The organism is Pseudoalteromonas sp. C8, from assembly GCF_011378685.1.
In the GTDB taxonomy this organism is placed as follows: Bacteria; Pseudomonadota; Gammaproteobacteria; order Enterobacterales; family Alteromonadaceae; genus Pseudoalteromonas; species Pseudoalteromonas arctica.
Genome location: NZ_WTKT01000003.1, coordinates 271,667 through 290,622, shown reverse-complemented (window position 1 = coordinate 290,622; position 18,956 = coordinate 271,667). Strand labels below are relative to the sequence as shown.

The 18,956-nt window shown below is 39.2% G+C and carries 11 protein-coding genes and 1 pseudogene; 4 read left to right on the top strand and 8 right to left on the bottom strand.

Annotated elements, in window-relative coordinates:
- Window positions 1-13: 13 nt before the first annotated feature.
- The 4 genes from GQR39_RS04925 to GQR39_RS04910 all read right to left on the bottom strand — a co-directional run bounded on the left by GQR39_RS04925 (window position 14) and on the right by GQR39_RS04910 (window position 5,577).
- Window positions 14-1,528, bottom strand: coding sequence for a SpoVR family protein (locus GQR39_RS04925; RefSeq protein ID WP_165734959.1), 1,515 nt, complete (start codon window positions 1,526-1,528; stop codon window positions 14-16).
- Window positions 1,529-1,547: 19 nt separating this feature from the next.
- Window positions 1,548-2,831, bottom strand: coding sequence for a YeaH/YhbH family protein (locus GQR39_RS04920; protein ID WP_165734958.1), 1,284 nt, complete (start codon window positions 2,829-2,831; stop codon window positions 1,548-1,550).
- Window positions 2,832-2,862: 31 nt separating this feature from the next.
- Window positions 2,863-4,785 (bottom strand): PrkA family serine protein kinase, encoded by a 1,923-nt coding sequence (locus GQR39_RS04915; protein WP_165734957.1) that lies wholly within the window; start codon window positions 4,783-4,785, stop codon window positions 2,863-2,865.
- 210 nt (window positions 4,786-4,995) lie between these two features.
- A complete protein-coding gene (locus GQR39_RS04910; RefSeq protein ID WP_002960323.1) occupies window positions 4,996-5,577 on the bottom strand; it encodes a Fe-Mn family superoxide dismutase in 582 nt (193 codons plus the stop codon).
- A gap of 266 nt (window positions 5,578-5,843) precedes the next feature.
- Between GQR39_RS04910 and GQR39_RS04905 the strand changes: the two genes are divergently transcribed.
- A complete protein-coding gene (locus GQR39_RS04905; RefSeq protein WP_165734956.1) occupies window positions 5,844-6,182 on the top strand; it encodes a Grx4 family monothiol glutaredoxin in 339 nt (112 codons plus the stop codon).
- An 89-nt stretch (window positions 6,183-6,271) separates the two neighbouring features.
- Here the strand turns inward: GQR39_RS04905 and GQR39_RS04900 are convergent.
- Window positions 6,272-6,550, bottom strand: a pseudogene (locus GQR39_RS04900) (ATP-binding protein); the annotation flags it as partial.
- Window positions 6,551-7,205: 655 nt separating this feature from the next.
- Here GQR39_RS04900 and gltB point away from each other — a divergent pair.
- From gltB to GQR39_RS04885, 3 genes are all read left to right on the top strand, one after another.
- A complete protein-coding gene (gltB, locus tag GQR39_RS04895) occupies window positions 7,206-11,663 on the top strand; it encodes a glutamate synthase large subunit (RefSeq protein ID WP_165734955.1) in 4,458 nt (1,485 codons plus the stop codon).
- Between the two features lie 9 nt (window positions 11,664-11,672).
- On the top strand, window positions 11,673-13,088 hold the full coding sequence (locus GQR39_RS04890; RefSeq protein WP_007584567.1) for an FAD-dependent oxidoreductase: 1,416 nt from the start codon (window positions 11,673-11,675) through the stop codon (window positions 13,086-13,088).
- Window positions 13,089-14,010: 922 nt separating this feature from the next.
- A complete protein-coding gene (locus GQR39_RS04885) occupies window positions 14,011-15,033 on the top strand; it encodes a GGDEF domain-containing protein (protein ID WP_346774487.1) in 1,023 nt (340 codons plus the stop codon).
- A 371-nt stretch (window positions 15,034-15,404) separates the two neighbouring features.
- Here the strand turns inward: GQR39_RS04885 and recN are convergent, their stop codons facing one another.
- The 3 genes from recN to nadK all read right to left on the bottom strand — a co-directional run bounded on the left by recN (window position 15,405) and on the right by nadK (window position 18,939).
- The gene (gene recN / locus GQR39_RS04880) at window positions 15,405-17,078 is read right to left on the bottom strand and encodes a DNA repair protein RecN (protein WP_165734953.1); all 1,674 of its coding nucleotides are present in this window, start codon (window positions 17,076-17,078) and stop codon (window positions 15,405-15,407) included.
- A gap of 75 nt (window positions 17,079-17,153) precedes the next feature.
- Window positions 17,154-17,711, bottom strand: a complete 558-nt coding sequence (locus tag GQR39_RS04875; RefSeq protein ID WP_165734952.1) for a hypothetical protein — start codon at window positions 17,709-17,711, stop codon at window positions 17,154-17,156.
- Window positions 17,712-18,054: 343 nt separating this feature from the next.
- Entirely contained in the window at window positions 18,055-18,939 is an 885-nt protein-coding gene (gene nadK / locus GQR39_RS04870; protein ID WP_004335384.1) for an NAD(+) kinase, read from the bottom strand.
- Window positions 18,940-18,956: the final 17 nt, after the last annotated feature.

The following is an 18,956-nucleotide window of genomic DNA, read 5'->3' as shown; positions in this document are numbered from 1 at the left end:
TTATTGCCCTTCATTATTCTGTTGTGTGTCTAGAATCATCTATTGGGCATTGACCAATCATTGAAACCTCAGCAGAATTTGACTCTTGCTCTAGTTTTACTTTAAAGCCCCATAATCTGTAAAGATGCTTAAGCACTTCTTTGTGCGAGTTTGCTAAAGGAATGTTGTTATGGGGTACATAGCGTAGGGTTAGTGAACGGTCACCTCTAATATCAACGTCATATACTTGAATGTTGGGCTCATGATTACTCAAGTTGTACTGCGCTGAGAGCGCTTCTCTTACTGCTTTATAGCCATTGTCGTTATGTATTGCGCCAATTTCTAAATGGGGGTTATTAGTATGGTCAATAATAGTAAATAATTTAAAATCACGAATTAACTTAGGCGATAAAAACTGGCTAATAAAACTCTCATCTTTAAAGTTTTCCATTGCAAAATGCAGTGTATCTAGCCAATTACTGCCTGCATATTCAGGGAACCAGCGTTTATCTTCTTCAGTTGGGTGCTCACATATTCTGCGAATATCAACCATCATATTAAAGCCTAAAGCATATGGGTTGATACCTGAATAATACTTACTGTTATAAGGTGGCTGATAAACTACGTTGGTATGGCTTTGTAAAAACTCTAACATGAAAGAGTCGGTGAGTTTTCCCTCATCATATAAGTGATTAAGGATGGTGTAATGCCAAAAAGTTGCCCAACCTTCGTTCATTACTTGAGTTTGCTTTTGTGGGTAAAAGTATTGCGAAATTTTACGAACAATACGTATAACTTCACGTTGCCAAGAGTCGAGTAATGGGGCATTTTTTTCAATAAAATACAAAATATTTTCTTGAGGTTCAGAAGGAAAATGGCGTACTTTCTTTTTGGTTTCTTGCTGTTGCTCGGGAATAGTTCGCCATAATTCGTTTACTTGCGATTGAAGGTAGTCTTCACGCTCTTGTTGGCGTTTTTGCTCTTCAAATAGCGATATTTGTTGTGGACGTTTGTAGCGATCGACTCCGTAATTCATTAATGCATGACATGAGTCGAGTAGGGCTTCTACTTGTGTAATACCGTGCTTTTCTTCACAGCGACTTATGTAGTTTTTAGCAAATACCAAGTAATCAATAATTGAGCCAGCATCGGTCCAGGTTTTAAATAAGTAGTTACCTTTAAAAAATGAGTTATGTCCGTAACATGCATGTGCCATTACAAGCGCTTGCATAGGTAGGGTATTTTCTTCCATTAAGTACGCAATACAAGGGTCTGAATTTATCACTATTTCGTAAGCGAGACCCATTTGTCCGCGCTTATAATTTTGCTCTGTTTGAATGAACTTTTTACCGTAAGACCAATGGCTGTAGCCAATAGGCATGCCAACGCTTGAATAAGCATCCATCATCTGCTCTGCGGTTATCACTTCAATTTGATTAGGGTAGGTGTCTAACCTGTAGTGAGCTGCAACACGGGCAATTTCACCTTGGTACTCATCTAATAAATCAAAGGTCCAATCTGGGCCATCACTCAATCGTTTATCATTCATAATGCTACCTCGCTTTTGGCTATGCAGAGTTTTGCTGTTGACGACCTTTTTTAAATAGCTCCCTAAAAATTGGGTAAATATCTTCAACGCTTTGAATATGCTGTATGGCGAAATTATTATGGCTGTGTGTTATAGATTCATATTCGCGCCATAGGCTTTGATGAGCACGAGTGGTTATTTCAATATAAGCAAAATAGCGTACTGCGCTTAAGAGCTTATTACGTAAAATTTCACCACACTGCGGGGTGTCGTCCGCCCAGTTATCGCCATCAGAGGCTTGTGCGGCGTATACATTCCACTCGTTTGCGTGATAACGCTCTTTTATTATTTCGTTCATTAATTTAAGTGCGCTTGAAACAATAGTGCCGCCAGTTTCTTGAGAATAAAAAAACTCTTGCTCGTCTACTTCTTTTGCTTGTGTGTGGTGGCGAATATAAACAACTTCTATGTCTTTATAGCTGCGTGTTAAAAATTGATAGAGCAAAATATAAAAGCGCTTTGCCATGTCTTTTGTTGGCTGATCCATTGAGCCCGACACATCCATAATACAAAACATCACGGCTTTGCTGGTGGGGTGAGGGCGCTTTTCGTAATTACGAAAACGTAAATCGTAGTTATCAATAAACGGGACCGATTTAATTTGTAGTTTTAATGCTGCAATTTCTTTTTGTAATAAAGCAATTGCCGCTTTATCGTTATGTGGACCAGCAAGCAGCAGAGCAAGTTGTTCTTCGAGCTCTTTTAAACGGCGTTTTTTACCTGCACTCATGGCAACACGCCGTGCAAGCGAGCCTTGTAATGAGCGGACAATATCAATATTACTTGGCATGCCGTCGCTACAAAAACCTGCGCGATGGGTTTTCATTTGCACTAACTTATCAAGCTGGTTCTCTTGTAAGTTAGGAAGTTCTAAATCTTCAAACATTAAATCAAGGTATTCATCTTTTGATATCGAAAATACAAATTCATCTTGCCCTTCGCCCGAATCGCTGGCGTCACCTTCACCGGCACCGCGGCTTTGTCCGCCTGTAGGGCGCTCAATTTTATCACCTGTAGAAAACTGATCGTTGCCTGGGTGAATTTGTTCTCTATTCCCGCCTTGTCCTTGATGAAACGTAGGTTCGCTGATATCGCGCTGTGGAATAGAAATACTCTCACCAGAGCTTGAATCGGTAACGCTGCGCTTGTTAATCGCATCTGAAACCGCTTCTTTAATTTGTTTTTTATAGCGCCTAATAAAGCGCTGGCGATTAAGCGTACTTTTATTTTTTCCGTTTAAACGCCTATCTATAAAATGCGCCATATTGACCTCCTATATACTACGACTATGAAGGTTATTGCGATTTTCTAACCCGTAAATACCACTCAGAAAGCAAGCGAACTTGTTTTTGTGTATAGCCTTTTTCGACCATACGGTTCACAAAGTCTTCGTGCTTTTGCTGATCCTCAGCAGACGTTTTAGTATTAAACGAAATTACGGGGAGTAAATCTTCGGTATTAGAGAACATTTTTTTCTCAATCACCGTGCGTAGTTTTTCGTAGCTTGTCCATAGTGGGTTTTTACCGTTGTTGTGCGCACGGGCACGCAATACAAAGTTCACTATTTCATTACGGAAATCTTTAGGGTTAGAAATACCTGCTGGCTTTTCTATTTTTTCAAGTTCGGCATTAAGTGCCTCACGGTCAAATAGTTGTCCTGTATCAGGGTCGCGATATTCTTGGTCTTGTATCCAAAAGTCTGCATAAATAACATAACGGTCAAAAATGTTTTGTCCGTATTCTGAATACGATTCTAAATAAGCGGTTTGCAGTTCTTTACCTATAAACTCTACATATTGCGGAATTAAATAGCCTTTTAGAAAGCTTAAATAACGCTCTTCTATTTCGCTTGAAAATTGTTCTCGCTCTATTTGTTGTTCAAGCACATAGAACAAATGCACCGGATTTGCAGCAACCTCAGTGGTATCAAAGTTAAACACGCGGGATAAAATTTTAAAGGCAAAGCGAGTAGAGAGCCCCGTCATGCCTTCATCAACACCTGCGTAATCACGATACTCTTGATACGATTTTGCTTTAGGGTCGGTGTCTTTTAGAGTTTCGCCATCATATACCCGCATTTTAGAATAAATACTTGAATTTTCTGGCTCTTTTAAACGTGATAGCGTCGTAAATTGCGCCAATGTTTTAAGTGTACCCGGCGCGCATGGCGCGTTGTATAGCTCGCTGTGCTCAAGTAATTTGTCGTAAATTTTAATTTCTTCAGTTACACGTAAGCAGTAAGGTACTTTTACAATATAGACACGGTCTAAAAATGCTTCGTTGTTTTTATTGTTTTTAAAGGTTTGCCACTCAGACTCATTAGAGTGAGCGAGGATCATGCCATTAAAAGGCAGAGCACTAATGCCTTCTGTGCCGTTATAGTTACCCTCTTGTGTTGCGGTAAGTAAAGGGTGCAGCACTTTAATAGGTGCTTTAAACATTTCTACAAATTCCATCAGCCCTTGGTTAGCTAAACATAAAGAGCCAGAGTAGGCGTATGCATCAGGATCGTTTTGGGCAAAGTGCTCAAGCTGGCGAATATCGACCTTACCCACTAGCGCTGAAATATCTTGGTTGTTTTCATCTCCAGGTTCGGTTTTGGCAATGCCTATTTGGTTTAAAATTGAGGGGTAGCGCTTAACCACTCTAAATTGGCTAATATCACCATTGAATTCTTTTAAGCGTTTGCCAGCCCAAGGCGATATAATGGTTTTTAAGTAGCGCGGTTTAATACCGTATTCTTGCTTTAGTACGTCGGCGTCCTCTATTGGGTCAAATAATGCAAGAGGATGGTCGTTTACCGGAGAGCCTTTAATTGAATAAATAGGTACTTGTTGCATTAAATATTTGAGTTTTTCAGCAATGGATGATTTACCCCCACCAACAGGTCCAAGTAAATAAAGCACTTGTTTGCATTCTTCTAGCCCCTGAGCCGCATGTTTTAAATAAGAGACTATTTGCTCAATGGCGTCTTCCATACCATAAAAATCAGCAAAGGCAGGGTAGCGCGCAACTACTCTATTAGAAAATAACCGGCTTAGTCGTGCATCCGTTGCGGTATCTACCATGTGTGGTTCGCCAATTGCCATGAGTAGGCGTTCTGGTGCGCTGGCGTAGGCAGACTTATCGGTTTTACAAATCTCAAGAAATTCAGCGATACTGTATTCTTCTTCCTGTGCCGCTTCGTATCGTGCTTGGTAATGCTCAAAAATCGTCATAATAACCTCCGAAACCCGCTGTAAAAAGGTGCTTACCTTTTAAAGTCTAGTCACGAATGTGTATTTTTGTGCAATAAAATTAAAAATTTAAGTGAAAAAAGATCATGTTACTAAAAGTGTTTTATTAAATAGTAAGGCGCTTGGGTGTGATAAATAAGAAACAAAAAAAGACGCCTAAGCGTCTTTTTTACATTAGCGTTTAAAGGCTAATTAAGCGAAGTTAGCGTTCGCGAATTCCCAGTTAACAAGCGACCAAAAACCTTTAAGGTAATCTGGACGAACGTTACGGTAATCAATGTAGTAAGCGTGTTCCCATAAATCCACTGTAAGGATTGGAGTAACGCCATCATCAGTTAATGGTGTAGCAGCGTTAGATGTATTAACGATGTCTAGTGAACCATCAGCAAGCTTAACTAACCACGTCCAGCTTGAACCAAAGTTATTTACTGCTTTGTCATTTAATGCATCTTTAAACGCATCAAAAGAACCCCATTTGGCGTTGATTGCATCAGCAACTGCGCCAGTAGGCTCGCCGCCGCCGTTTGGAGATAAGCTGTTCCAGTAAAAAGTATGGTTCCAGATTTGTGCTGCGTTGTTAAATACGCCGCCTTCTGATGAACATACGATCTCTTCTAGAGATTTGTTTTCAAACTCAGTACCAGGGATTAAACCATTAAGCTTAACCACGTAAGTGTTGTGGTGTTTGCCATGGTGAAACTCTAGTGTTTCTTTTGAAATATGTGGCTCAAGTGCGTCGATTGCATATGGTAGTGACGGTAGTTCAAATGCCATTTTTTTATCTCCATCTTCTTTGGTTGATAGTCCATTTGGTAATACGTAATGTCTGTTGAAACAGAGCAGTTACCTATACCAAGCGGTAATATAGTGTTACTATAATTGTTGAGTATTTTACTCAAGTTTAAGCAAACAGCAATGCTATTGCGAAAGACTATTTCAATTGCGGCTTTATTTGCCCATATTAAGTTATATATTTGTGGTCACGATGAGTTATTTTCAAGACCTAAATATATTTAGCTATCGTTACTTTGAGGTTGTAGATGGAAACCATTGATAAAATTAAACAGCAAATTTCAGAAAACCCAATAATCCTTTTCATGAAAGGGTCACCAAAATTACCTAATTGTGGTTTTTCTTCACAAGCATCGCAAGCGTTAATGTCATGTGGTGAACCATTTGCATACGTTGATATTTTACTTAATCCAGACATTCGTGCTGAGCTTCCAGCATACGCAAATTGGCCAACATTCCCGCAATTATGGGTAGATGGCGAATTAGTTGGTGGTTGTGACATTATTATCGAAATGTTTCAACGCGGTGAATTACAGCCGTTAATTACAGAAACTGCTGCTAAATATAAAGTAGCTGACGCAGAGTAATTTATTACTCAACCTGCTATCAGGTTATTAAGCTCTTTAAACACAAAGCCACTTTTTAAGTGGCTTTGTTGTTTTTAATTTTTGTGAATTTACGAATAAGGAAGGCTCACTTGTACGTTTAAGCCGCCCTCTATTTTGTTATGTAAACTTATATGCCCCTGGTGCGCTTCTGCTATTTCTCTGCATAAGGCTAGCCCTAAACCACTCCCCGTACTTTTTGTAGAATAAAAGGGCACTAAAGCATTTGCCATTACTTGCTCGCTCATTCCTTTGCCGCAGTCGCTCACATTTATAACACAAGCTTGGGGTACAAATTCGACCTGAATATGTATTTCATTGGCGTTGGAGCCTGACTCGTGTGAATTTTTATTTCGTAGCTGATAATTCGTATTACTTTTTTCTATATAAGCAGAGACTCCTGTTGCTTTAATTCATTTATCAACTCAGAACTTTATAATAGGGCAAGCGTATTGCCAGACTTTACGTTTAAATTTGTAACTCCCTTCTGGGCTATATATTTTAGGCGTTTTGCTTTCTAGACTTTAAAGTTTATGCCTACATCGGACATAGTTTTAAATAAAAATTCACTATTAACTTACAAAAAATGACAGGAACTTTCATAACTATACTAATGAGCAGCAATAATCGGGGATGTTAAGCCATTAAAGTAATGAAATAGCATAAAACTATCTAAATGTTAACTGAATAGCCCCTCTAGCGCTGAATACTTATTCACTTTCGGTTGTCTTTACGTTTACGTAAGCTGGCATGCTGGAGGCTCGTGTTTTTTACAATATGTTAAACTTGACACCAGTGTCATGAAAAAATAGTGGTTAAAATAACGCTAAATGTTAAAAATAATGATAAAAAGAAATCTTGCTATGAAGTGAGAAATATTCAAGAATGTGAATATGTATTCAAAGTGCTATTGACTCTATTTAAGATAGAGGCTAGTTTTGTCCGTCTGTTAGCAAATCGTCGAGCAGTTCATCCACGCTAACAGTGCAGCAAGGGGAGGGGTCTATGTTATACGACTCAAAGTTAGAAAAAGAAAATTGTGGCTTTGGCTTAATAGCCCAAGTTAATGGTCAAGCTAGTCATAGGCTTATTCGTACTGCTATTACGGGGCTTGATCGCATGCAGCACCGTGGTGGTATATCTGCCGATGGCAAAACAGGTGATGGCTGTGGTTTATTATTACAAAAACCAGATAGCTTTTTCCGTGCTATTGCTAGTGAACATAACTGGCACTTAGGCAAAAACTACGCAGTGGGTATGATATTTTTAAATTCAGACCCTGTTTTAGCGCAAGCTGCAAAACAAATACTTAGCGAAGAATTAGAAAAAGAAACGTTAAATATTTTAGGTTGGCGCGTTGTGCCAACTGACCCATCTATGTTGGGTCCTATTGCTGTACAGCAATTACCAGGTTTTGAACAAATTTTTGTTAGCGCGCCAGAAGGTTGGCGTTCTAAAGACTTAGAGCGTCGCTTATATGTAGCACGCCGCCGCGCTGAAAAGCGCATTGTTGATGACGAAGCTTTCTATATCGCAAGTTTATCTGGTTTGGTAACTATCTATAAAGGCTTAATGATGCCTGCAGATTTACCAAATTTTTACCTGGATTTAGCTGATATTCGTATGACGAGTGCGATTTGTGTTTTCCATCAGCGCTTTTCTACTAATACTCAGCCGCGTTGGCCTTTAGCTCAACCTTTCCGCTATTTAGCACACAATGGTGAAATTAATACTATTGAAGGTAACCGCCAGTGGGCACGCGCACGTTCATACAAGTTTGCGTCACCGCTTATTCCTGATTTACAAAGCGCAGCGCCGTTTGTAAACGAAACCGGTTCTGATTCATCAAGCCTAGATAATATGCTTGAGCTATTTTTAGCTGGTGGCATGGATTTATTCCGCGCTATGCGTATGCTCGTGCCACCTGCATGGCAGAAAAACCGTGCAATGGACGACGATTTACGTGCATTTTACGACTTTAACTCTATGCATATGGAACCATGGGATGGCCCGGCAGGTATTGTAATGTCGGATGGTCGTTTTGCGGCTTGTAACCTTGACCGTAATGGACTTCGCCCAGCGCGTTATGTAATTACACAAGATGGCTTTATTACGCTTGCATCAGAAGTGGGTATTTGGGATTACACTGCCGATGAAGTAGTTGAAAAAGGCCGTGTTGGTCCAGGTGAATTATTAGTTATTGATACTAAGCTTGGCAAAATTTGGCACTCAGATGAAATCGATCAAGATTTAAAATCTCGCCATCCTTACAAGTCATGGCTTGAAGAAAACGTTAAGCGTTTAGTTCCATTTGAAGAACTTACTGAGCAAGACGCCGGTAATCGCTCATTTGATGACGAAACGCTAGCTAAATATCAAAAAATGTTTGGTTATACCAACGAAGAGCTTGATAGCGTTATTCGTGTAATGGGTGAAAACGGCCAAGAAGCAACCGGCTCAATGGGTGATGACACGCCATTTGCTGTGCTTAGTGAAGGGCATCGTTCGCTGTATGATTACTTCCGCCAAAAATTTGCGCAAGTAACAAACCCACCTATCGATCCACTGCGTGAAAATCATGTAATGTCGCTTGCGACATGTATTGGTAGTGAGCAAAACGTATTTAACGAAACAACAGGCCATGCTAAGCGCCTACAGTTTGATACGCCAATTTTAATGTATGCAGACATGCAGCAGCTATTAAATGCTGATGAAGCGCATTACAGCTACTGTAAAATTGATATTACCTACACAGTTGAAGAAGGTTTAGAAAATGCGGTAACGCGTATTTGTGACCAAGCACAAGAAAAAGCAGCCGCTGGTTGTATCATGCTTATTTTAACTGACCGTAACTTTGATGAAGCAAATTTGCCGATTCCAGCAGCTATGGCTGTAGGTGCGGTACAAAAACGATTAGTTGATAACAATCTTCGCTGTGAATCAAACATTATCATTGAAACCGGTAGCGTGCGTGATGCGCATCAGTTTGCTGTGTTATTAGGCTTTGGTGCTACGGCAATTTATCCATACCTTGCGTATGAATCGTTAGTTGCAATGAGCGACAGCAAAATTATTAATAAGTCGTATTGCGAAGTAACTCTTGCTTACCGTAAAGCCATTAACAAGGGCTTATACAAAATCATGTCTAAAATGGGCATAAGTACGGTTGCGTCATATCGCTGCTCAATGTTGTTTGAAGCGGTTGGTTTATCTGACGCTATTGTACAAATGTGCTTTAAAGGTGTTGCAAGTCGCATACAGGGCGCATGCTTTACCGACTTTGATGACGATCAGCAAAGCTTACACAAACTCGCTCTAAGTAAGCGTAAATTATTAAGCCACGGCGGCTTGTTTAAGTACGTACATGGTGGCGAGTATCATGCTTATAATCCAGATGTAATCCAAACCCTACAAAAAGCAGTTCGTTCTGGTGAATATAGTGATTACAGTGAATATGCAAAACTTGTTAATACGCGTCCTATTGCCACTTTACGTGACATGCTTGCGCTTAAAATTCCAGAGCAAGGCATTAGCATCGATGATGTAGAGCCTGCAGAAAACCTATACAAGCGTTTCGATTCAGCAGCAATGAGTATTGGTGCATTATCGCCAGAAGCGCATGAGGCTCTAGCAATTGCAATGAACCGCTTAGGCGGTTGTTCAAACTCTGGTGAAGGCGGCGAAGATAAGCTGCGTTATGGTACCGAGAAAAACTCGCGTATTAAACAAGTTGCTTCAGGTCGATTTGGCGTAACGCCGCATTATTTACGCAGTGCTGACGTTATTCAAATTAAAGTAGCGCAAGGTGCAAAACCAGGCGAAGGCGGTCAATTACCGGGTGAAAAAGTAACCCCATACATTGCTAAACTTCGTTATTCGGTTCCCGGTGTTACGTTAATTTCGCCACCACCACATCACGATATTTATTCAATTGAAGATTTAGCGCAGCTAATTTTCGATTTGAAACAAGTAAACCCTAAAGCGCTAATTTCTGTAAAACTGGTTTCAGAACCAGGCGTAGGAACCATTGCAACGGGTGTTGCTAAAGCGTATGCCGATTTAATTACTATTTCTGGCTATGATGGTGGTACAGGCGCAAGCCCACTTACTTCAGTTAAATATGCAGGTAGCCCATGGGAGCTAGGACTTGCTGAAACGCAGCAAGCCCTTGTTGAAAACGGACTACGTCATCGTATTCGCCTGCAAACAGATGGTGGTTTAAAAACAGGTTTAGATATAATTAAAGCGGCAATTTTAGGTGCAGAAAGCTTTGGCTTTGGTACCGGCCCAATGGTTGCGCTTGGTTGTAAATACTTACGAATTTGCCATTTAAACAACTGTGCGACCGGTGTTGCAACACAAGACGAAACACTTCGTCAAAAGCATTACCACGGCTTACCAGAAATGGCGATGAACTACTTTAAGTTTATAGCGCAAGAAGCACGTGAAATCATGGCTAGCTTAGGTGTTGTAAACTTAACTGATTTAATCGGTCGTTTAGATTTGCTTGAAGCAATTGAAGGCAAAACAGCAAAACAGAAGAAAATTGATTTATCGTCTGTTTTAGCTCAGCCAAATAACCCAACTGGCGAAACGCTTTATTGTAGCGCGCCAAATAGCTCGCATTACTTAGGTAAGTTAAACGAAAGTTTGCTTGCTAAAGCACAAGAGGCAATTGATGCTTCAAGCGGTATTTCACTAGTAAGTCGTATTTGTAATACGGACAGATCGGTAGGTGCAATGCTTTCTGGCTATATTGCCGATAAATATGGCAACCAAGGTATGGCGGCAGATCCTGTAGCAATTGAGCTACACGGTACTGCCGGTCAATCATTTGGTGTGTGGAATGCCGGTGGCCTTGAAATGACACTGGTTGGCGATGCAAACGATTACGTAGGTAAAGGCATGGCGGGCGGTAAGCTAGTTATTCGTCCACCACTTGGCTCTTCGTTCGAAAGTCACAAAGCCACAATTGCAGGCAACACATGTTTATACGGTGCAACAGGCGGCAAGCTGTTTGCTGCAGGTTGTGCAGGCGAGCGTTTTGCAGTACGTAACTCAGGTGTGCAAGCGGTTGTTGAAGGTGTAGGTGACAACTGTTGTGAATACATGACGGGCGGCGTTGTATGTGTACTGGGCAATGTAGGCGTTAACTTTGGCGCGGGTATGACAGGTGGTTTTGCTTATATTTTAGATGAGCGAAATGATTTTGAAAAACGCATTAATCCAGAGCTTGTCGAAATAGTAACACTAGACGAATTAACGTCGCATCAAGAACATTTACGCGGCTTAATTGCTGAGCATTTAGAGCTTACGGGTTCGTGCAGAGCAGAAAGTATTTTGGCTAACTTTGAATTGTACTTACCGATGTTCAAATTAGTAAAACCAATATCAAGTGACGTAAAAAGTTTACTCGGGCATCGCGCTCGCAGTAGTGCCGAACTACGTGTTCAGGCGCAATAAGGGGGCAGTATGAGCGAAAATGTATATCAATTTATAGACGTGCAGCGTGTAGACCCACGCAAAAAACCAATCTCGTCACGTAAAAAATCTTTCGTAGAAATTTACGAACCCTTTTCAGAGAATCAGGTTAACTCACAAGCTGACCGTTGTTTAGATTGTGGTAACCCATACTGTGAGTGGAAATGTCCAGTACATAACTACATTCCACAATGGTTAAAGTTAATACGCACGGGCCGTATTATAGAGGCGGCTGAGCTTTCTCATCGTACAAATAGCTTACCAGAGGTTTGTGGGCGTGTTTGCCCACAAGACCGCTTGTGTGAAGGCTCGTGTACGCTCGATGAAGAGTTTGGTGCTGTTACAATTGGTAATATTGAAAAATACATTACTGATGAGGCATTTAAAATGGGCTGGAAGCCTGATATGTCTTATGTAACATGGACTGACAAAAAAGTAGCCATTATTGGTGCGGGCCCTGCAGGTTTAGGGTGTGCTGATATTTTGGTGCGTAACGGCGTTAAACCAGTGGTGTTTGATCGTCACCCAGAAATAGGTGGACTACTCACATTTGGTATTCCTTCTTTTAAACTTGAAAAATCAGTAATGCAAAAGCGCCGTGAAATTTTCACTGAAATGGGCGTAGAATTTAAGTTAAATGTTGAAGTAGGTGTTGATATTACACTTGATCAAATTTTAGCTGATTACGACGCTGTGTTTTTAGGGGTTGGTACGTATCAGAGTATGCGTGCAGGTCTTGAAAATGAAGATGCAGCGGGTGTTCACGATGCATTGCCGTTTTTGATTGGTAACACGAACCGTGTAATGGGCTACGACGAGACAAAACAACCGTGTATTGATATGGCTAATCAAAAAGTAGTTGTACTTGGCGGTGGTGATACAGCGATGGACTGTGTGCGTACGTCTATTCGACAAAATGCTGCAAAAGTAACGTGTGCTTATCGTCGTGATAAAGAAAACATGCCTGGCTCTAAACGTGAAGTTAAAAACGCGAAAGAAGAAGGCGTTATATTTACGTATAACGTTCAGCCTAAAGGCATTGTATTGAACGATAAAGGTAAAGTGACCGGCGTTAAAATGGTTAAAACTAAATTAGGCGAACCTGACGCAAAAGGCAGAAGCCGTGCTGAAGAAGTACCTGGTTCAGAGCATGTTATTGAAGCAGACCAAGTTATTATGGCGTTTGGTTTCCAACCTCACAAAATGGATTGGTTAGAAAAATACGATGTAGAAATAAACAACTGGGGCGGTATTAACGCACCAGAACAAGGTGAGTTTACACATCAAACTACTAACCCTAAAATATTTGCTGGTGGCGACATTGTACGTGGTTCAGATTTAGTGGTAACTGCTATTTTTGAAGGACGTAACGCTGCAGAAGGTATTATGGATTACTTAAAAGTTTAATTTTTCATGTTAAAATAACGATATTTAAAGCAAGCCAAGTGGCTTGCTTTTTTATTTGTTTTATCCAAATGTAATGTCAACGTAATTAGTGACAAATGGGGCTATATTTATACCACCTTTTGTATGGCTTTCTTGAGCAACACCTTTTGTTAGTAACTTCATGTAGTAACCTTATATAGTAACTTTCAAAGAAACTGCTTTGTTATTATGGGTTGTTCTTTATAAGCCAAATGCGATTTCTTTGGGTATCTACTAAGCGGCTTTCAGGACTCGTTTCATATATATAAACGTTATCGACACTTCTTTCTTCTATGTCGTTTATATACTCTAATACCAATTCGCTTAATTAAGTGATCTATTTTGAGATAACAAAATTATGTCGATAATGAGGCTAAATTTTCGCTACTTAGGTGTTCTTGGCAATTACCTCTACATTGCTTTGTATTCATGCAGTCGTATCTCGAAAGTTTTAACGCAGTTAGCGCCAAGTTCAATCCTTGAAATTGATTGAGTATTATCGCGGATTGGTATAATGCGTGTATTTTTTTGTAGCGGCACTTTTATTGATTAATGTGTTGTTTACTCGGTCCAGGCACAATTCATAGAATAGTTACTACCATCTTTAACTGTGCAGGTTTATATTATTTTTTGACTACCAGTCAGTTCGATTATTGCAGGAATAAAAGGGCGTACTTATATAATTTAGCAAATGGTATTAGTGCCAAGCAATTTAATATCGTGAAAATGTACTTACCTGAGATAAATGCAAGAGGCTAAAAATATGTGCACAATTGTCAGTGCTAATTACTAACCTTAATAGTTGATTTAAATATAAAGTAGGTTCATTATTTCACGCTGTTTACGGTTTGCTTACTTTATATCTATAAGTTTGCTTTTATACATTAATAAATAAATAGAAATTATGTACGAATATTCAAACAATTTAGAAAGGAAGCTCATTGTTCGGTTCTTTTCCTCAATAGGCTTTATAGCAACGTTTTCGATGGCTAGCTTAGCCTTTATTAACAGCAGCTATTTATTAGCATTTACTTTGGTTGTTTCTTCGTTTGTTTACTTATCGGCGTTTAATATAGGTAGAGGTGTAGAGAAGTCTGCAACTGTAATTTTATATAACCTGTATGCACTGATGTTTTATCTGGTACTTACAGGAGGAGCACAAGGTACAGGGCCTATATGGATATTTATAGTGTCTCCTGTTACTTATTCAATTCGAGGGCTTAAACGAGGGACGTTTGATATTGTTTTATTTTTATCGGCGATTGTTCTCGGTTTCTATTGCGCTGATACATTTAATATATATGACTACAATCCTGAGCAGTTTCCAGTCAGAATCATACTCGCTTTTATAATTGTTGCATCGCTGAGTGGTTATTACGAATTTTCAAGAGAAAAATACAGCAGTAAATTAATTGCTTTAAGTCAAAAAAATGAATTTTTAGCAACTATAGATCCACTCACTAATCTGCCAAACCGTCGTTTCACTATGAATAAGCTTATAGCTTTTAAAAATGAGCTTAAAAATAATAATATTCCGTTTGTAATATTATTAGCTGATGTAGATAATTTTAAAAAAATTAATGATCAATTCGGCCATGATTTTGGCGATGAAGCTCTTATCCATTTAGCCAAAACATTTGAAAATAATATTCCGCAAAATGCGATTGCTTCACGTTGGGGCGGTGAGGAGTTTTTAATTGTGATTCCAAATGTAACCGTTGATGAGGGCGAGATCGTTGCAGAAAAAATCCATAATGCCCTTAAAGCTTCAGCTGTAAGCTTATTTTCAGATAGTGTAAATATAACGCTAAGTATTGGCATCACAGCTGCAAACGCTGAGCGCTCAATTGACCTAGATATTAAGCATGCTGATGAACTACTTTATAAAGCAAAAGAGCAAGGTAAAAACAGAACGTGCTCTTTTTAAATGTTTATTTACTTTAATCCATTGAAAACGAATCAAGGGATGGCCTTATTTTAGCCTTTCTGTGTTTTAAGCTCATGTAGCATATTACAATACACGCAATCTGCATTGTAATTAAAACCCAATAACTAACACCTAAATCACTTAGTCCATTTATTTTTTCGCTAGTAAAGTAATAGGCCACAACGATTAGTTGAAAAACTAAAAAGCTATTTAAAAACTTAAATAAACGTTGTTTAAAACAAGTATGTTTATATTTACTAAATATAATTAAACAGGTGCTTAGTACTAATAACAACCAACTTAAAATTATACAAAAATCAACTAAAGTACTGTGCATTATTTAATCCTTGAAGACGTTATTTACTAACACATTAGGCGTGAGCCATTATTAGTTCTTTAGCATTTGCTTTAGCTGTTTTGCTTATGTTATCGCCGCCAAGTAAACGGGCTATTTCATTAATACGGCCATCTTTATTTAAAGGCAGCATATGAGTAAACGTTTCGCCTTGTGCTATTTCTTTAGCTACAAAAAATTGCTGATGTGCACTACTGGCAACTTGCGGTAAATGAGTAACACAAATCACTTGAGTCGACTTACCTAATTGGCGTAATAACTTACCTACAGCAGATGCCGTTGGGCCAGAAATACCTACATCAACTTCATCAAAAATAAGCGTTGGGGTTGTTACTTTTTGGGCAATAATTACCTGTATAGCAAGACTTATACGAGAAAGCTCACCACCTGATGCTACTTTAGCTAATGGCTGAAGTGGTTGCCCCGGATTAGTTGATACTAAAAACGAGACATTATCAAAGCCTAGGCTGTTTGGTGTACGATTACTCTCTTGAGTTAAGGCTATTTCAAAAACACCGTTTTCCATTGATAAGTTAGCCATGCTTTCACTTATTAGTGTGTTAAGTGTATTAGCATACTCGCAGCGGCTTTTACTTAATTCATCAGCAGTTTGCTTGTAACTAAGTAACGCGCTTTCTATTTCTGACTCAAGCTGCTCCAGACGATTACTATTATTACTTATTGACTCAAGTTCTTGAGCAATCGATTGATGAAACTCAACTAACTGCTGTGGTTTTATATGATGCTTACGCGCTAAATCCATAGCACCACTTAGCCTATTTTCTACTTCAACTAAGCGTGCCGGGTCTAAATCTGCTTGCTCAGTGTAATTGCGCACTTCGCGGCTTGCTTCTTCAACTTGTACAGCGGCTTCGCTAAGCATAGCAGCTACGCTTGCTAAACTTTCGTCATATTGAGCCAGTTCGGTAAATTGTTGAGCGCTGTGCTGTAGTAATGAGCAAGCGTTTTGCTCATCACTTTCATATAAGTGTTGTAACTCACGTTGGCACGATTCTAATATTGTTTGGCTATTGCTTAGTTTGTAATGCTCAGCCTCAATTAAATCAAACTCATTTTCTTGTAATGCAAATTCATCAAGCTCAGCAACTTGATACTCTAACAATTGTTTTTGCGCTGCTTGTTGCTGCTGTTGTTGTTCTAAGTGTTTAAACTCTTTTTGTAAGTTAGCAAACTGTTTATAGTTTTTATTTACTGAGTTTACTAAGTGGTGATGCCCTGCATAGGCATCTAAAAGCTGTAACTGATGCTCAGCTTTTAATAAATATTGGTGGGCATGTTGTCCATGAATAGATATTAAATATTGACCAAGTTCTTTTAATTGTGATGCGGTAACTGCACTACCATTAATATAGCTTTTACTACGGCCATTTTTACAAACAACACGACGTAATAAGCACTCGTTGTCAGAAGTGCTTAGCATATGTTGCTCTAAAAATGCTTGAGCAAGCGGTAGATCTGTTAAGTCAAATTGTGCACATACTTCTGCTTTATCAGAGCTTGGGCGAACTGCTGATGCTTCAGCGCGCTCACCTAAGCATAGCGATAGGGCATCAATAGCAATAGATTTACCAGCACCTGTCTCACCTGTGATCGCAGTCATACCGCTGAGCCATTCGGTGCTTAAATTACTTACGATTGCAAAATTTTTAACTTCTAAACCAATTAACATACTGTTTATCCATCCAGTCAATTAACTGTTAATTTATACAGTGTTTTGGTTTTTTGCAAATTAATTTTTTATTATTTAAGCAACACTTACATCTTGAGTAAACTGTGTATCGGAAGTTTGGGAAGATGCATCAATTTGATCATCAACAATATCAGTAGGTTGTATACTCTCTTCGGTTTTAAGCAGAGCAATGAGGGGAGGTAATGTATTAATATAAAAACTCTTATTGTATAAAATTCCTTGCTGGGGCAACTCAGATACAAAGTACTGTACATTATCGATCAATGGTTGAATTATATTTGTTTGATTGGTTTTAATTAACTCGTTGGACAACGTATTAATTAGTAGGTCGGCGGTATCTTCAAGCTGTTGCAAGTTCTCGTCTGTATGTGATTGAACAACAAAAAAATTATTTACAATAGCTTGAATGCGAGGAACGTATTTTGGGCGAATTATTTTAGCATCAAGTAGATCATTAAGCTTTGCTTTAAGGCGCGTATTTACATGCGAAACACGTTCATTAAATAGCTTTTTTCTAGCTTCTATCGCTTTTTTACGGTTACTCTCAATTTTGAGGTAACTGTATAAAAGTGTAATTAATAGCAGTAAAGCAAAGAATACTACATAAGTCATTGCTACTCGTTCCTAAATTAGTTGATTATTATTTTAAGTCGCCATTTTGCTTTATAGTACCAAATTTGGCAATAAGAATAGGGCGTGTTGACCTTTCAGGATTAAGATTTGTTCAATCTAGGGGCGATTTAATCGCGGCGAGAGGTTTGAAACCTAGTGGGCTAAGTAAAAACCGAACAACAAAGAGTCAATCGCCCCTAGAAAGAACCCTGAGGGCAGCGCATGTTTGGCCTTTATGCTGTGTTATCGCTTATTTATGGGGAATAACCACACTACATAGGCTCTGCCTTGCCTAAATACCAAATATACAGCTGCAAATTTAACCTCGAAAGATAAACAGGCCCTAGTACAAACGACTACCCCAATTCAGTTTTGTACGTAAAACGTTGTAGTAAGAGTAATTTTTTGGATGAATTAAGCGCAATTGTTTATCGGCTTTTTTAATTACTACTTCATCGCCGGGTAATACGGCTAGCACTACGTGGCTATCGCAGCTTACCTGTAGGCTATCTGTATTTTCTAGGCTTAGCTTTAAACGAACTTCATTATCGGCATCTACCACTAAAGGTCTGCTAGATAAGGTATGAGGAAACATAGGTACTAACGATATAGCATTTAGTTCTGGCGTTAATATTGGACCGCCACCTGAAAGTGAATACGCCGTAGAGCCTGTCGGGGTTGATACTATTAAACCATCGGAGCGCTGAGAAAACACAAAGTCATTATTTATAAAAGCTTCAAATTCAATCATGTGCGCTACTTTATCGGCATGAAGTACCGCTTCGTTAACGGCTGAGTTTGCACTTTTTAATTCGTTGTGGCGATATACTTCTACTTCTAATAAAAAACGTTTTTCTTCAAGATACTCACCACTGAGTACTTGCTCTAAGCTCGCTTCAAACCCTTCGGGGTTTAAATCAGTTAAAAAACCAAGGTTGCCTCTATTTACACCAATTACAGCAATGTTAAAGCGCGCAAGTACGCGAGCTGCGCCAAGCATGTTACCGTCACCGCCTACAACAATTGCTAAATCGGCTTGTTCACCTAAGTCGACTAACTTAACAAGTTTGTCATGCGGAATATCGTCTAACTGACTCCCTGTGCGTTTTTCTACTATTACCTCAAAGCCAAGCGCAAGTAAAAAGGTATGTAAACGCTGAAGGGTAGCAGCGGCTCCCGGGTGATTAGGTTTGCCAATTAGGCCTATGGTGTTAAAAGGAGAGTCCATAATGTACGCACAAAGAG

What these genes read in the sequence shown, in the direction of transcription:
- GQR39_RS04875 (WP_165734952.1), bottom strand. Translation starts at nt 17,711, where the DNA reads ATGACTTATGTAGTATTCTTTGCTTTACTGCTATTAATTACACTTTTA.
- GQR39_RS04915 (WP_165734957.1), bottom strand. Translation starts at nt 4,785, where the DNA reads ATGACGATTTTTGAGCATTACCAAGCACGATACGAAGCGGCACAGGAA.
- GQR39_RS04920 (WP_165734958.1), bottom strand. Translation starts at nt 2,831, where the DNA reads ATGGCGCATTTTATAGATAGGCGTTTAAACGGAAAAAATAAAAGTACG.
- gltB (WP_165734955.1), top strand. Translation starts at nt 7,206, where the DNA reads ATGTTATACGACTCAAAGTTAGAAAAAGAAAATTGTGGCTTTGGCTTA.
- GQR39_RS04910 (WP_002960323.1), bottom strand. Translation starts at nt 5,577, where the DNA reads ATGGCATTTGAACTACCGTCACTACCATATGCAATCGACGCACTTGAG.
- recN (WP_165734953.1), bottom strand. Translation starts at nt 17,078, where the DNA reads ATGTTAATTGGTTTAGAAGTTAAAAATTTTGCAATCGTAAGTAATTTA.
- nadK (WP_004335384.1), bottom strand. Translation starts at nt 18,939, where the DNA reads ATGGACTCTCCTTTTAACACCATAGGCCTAATTGGCAAACCTAATCAC.
- GQR39_RS04890 (WP_007584567.1), top strand. Translation starts at nt 11,673, where the DNA reads ATGAGCGAAAATGTATATCAATTTATAGACGTGCAGCGTGTAGACCCA.
- GQR39_RS04885 (WP_346774487.1), top strand. Translation starts at nt 14,011, where the DNA reads ATGTACGAATATTCAAACAATTTAGAAAGGAAGCTCATTGTTCGGTTC.
- GQR39_RS04925 (WP_165734959.1), bottom strand. Translation starts at nt 1,528, where the DNA reads ATGAATGATAAACGATTGAGTGATGGCCCAGATTGGACCTTTGATTTA.
- GQR39_RS04905 (WP_165734956.1), top strand. Translation starts at nt 5,844, where the DNA reads ATGGAAACCATTGATAAAATTAAACAGCAAATTTCAGAAAACCCAATA.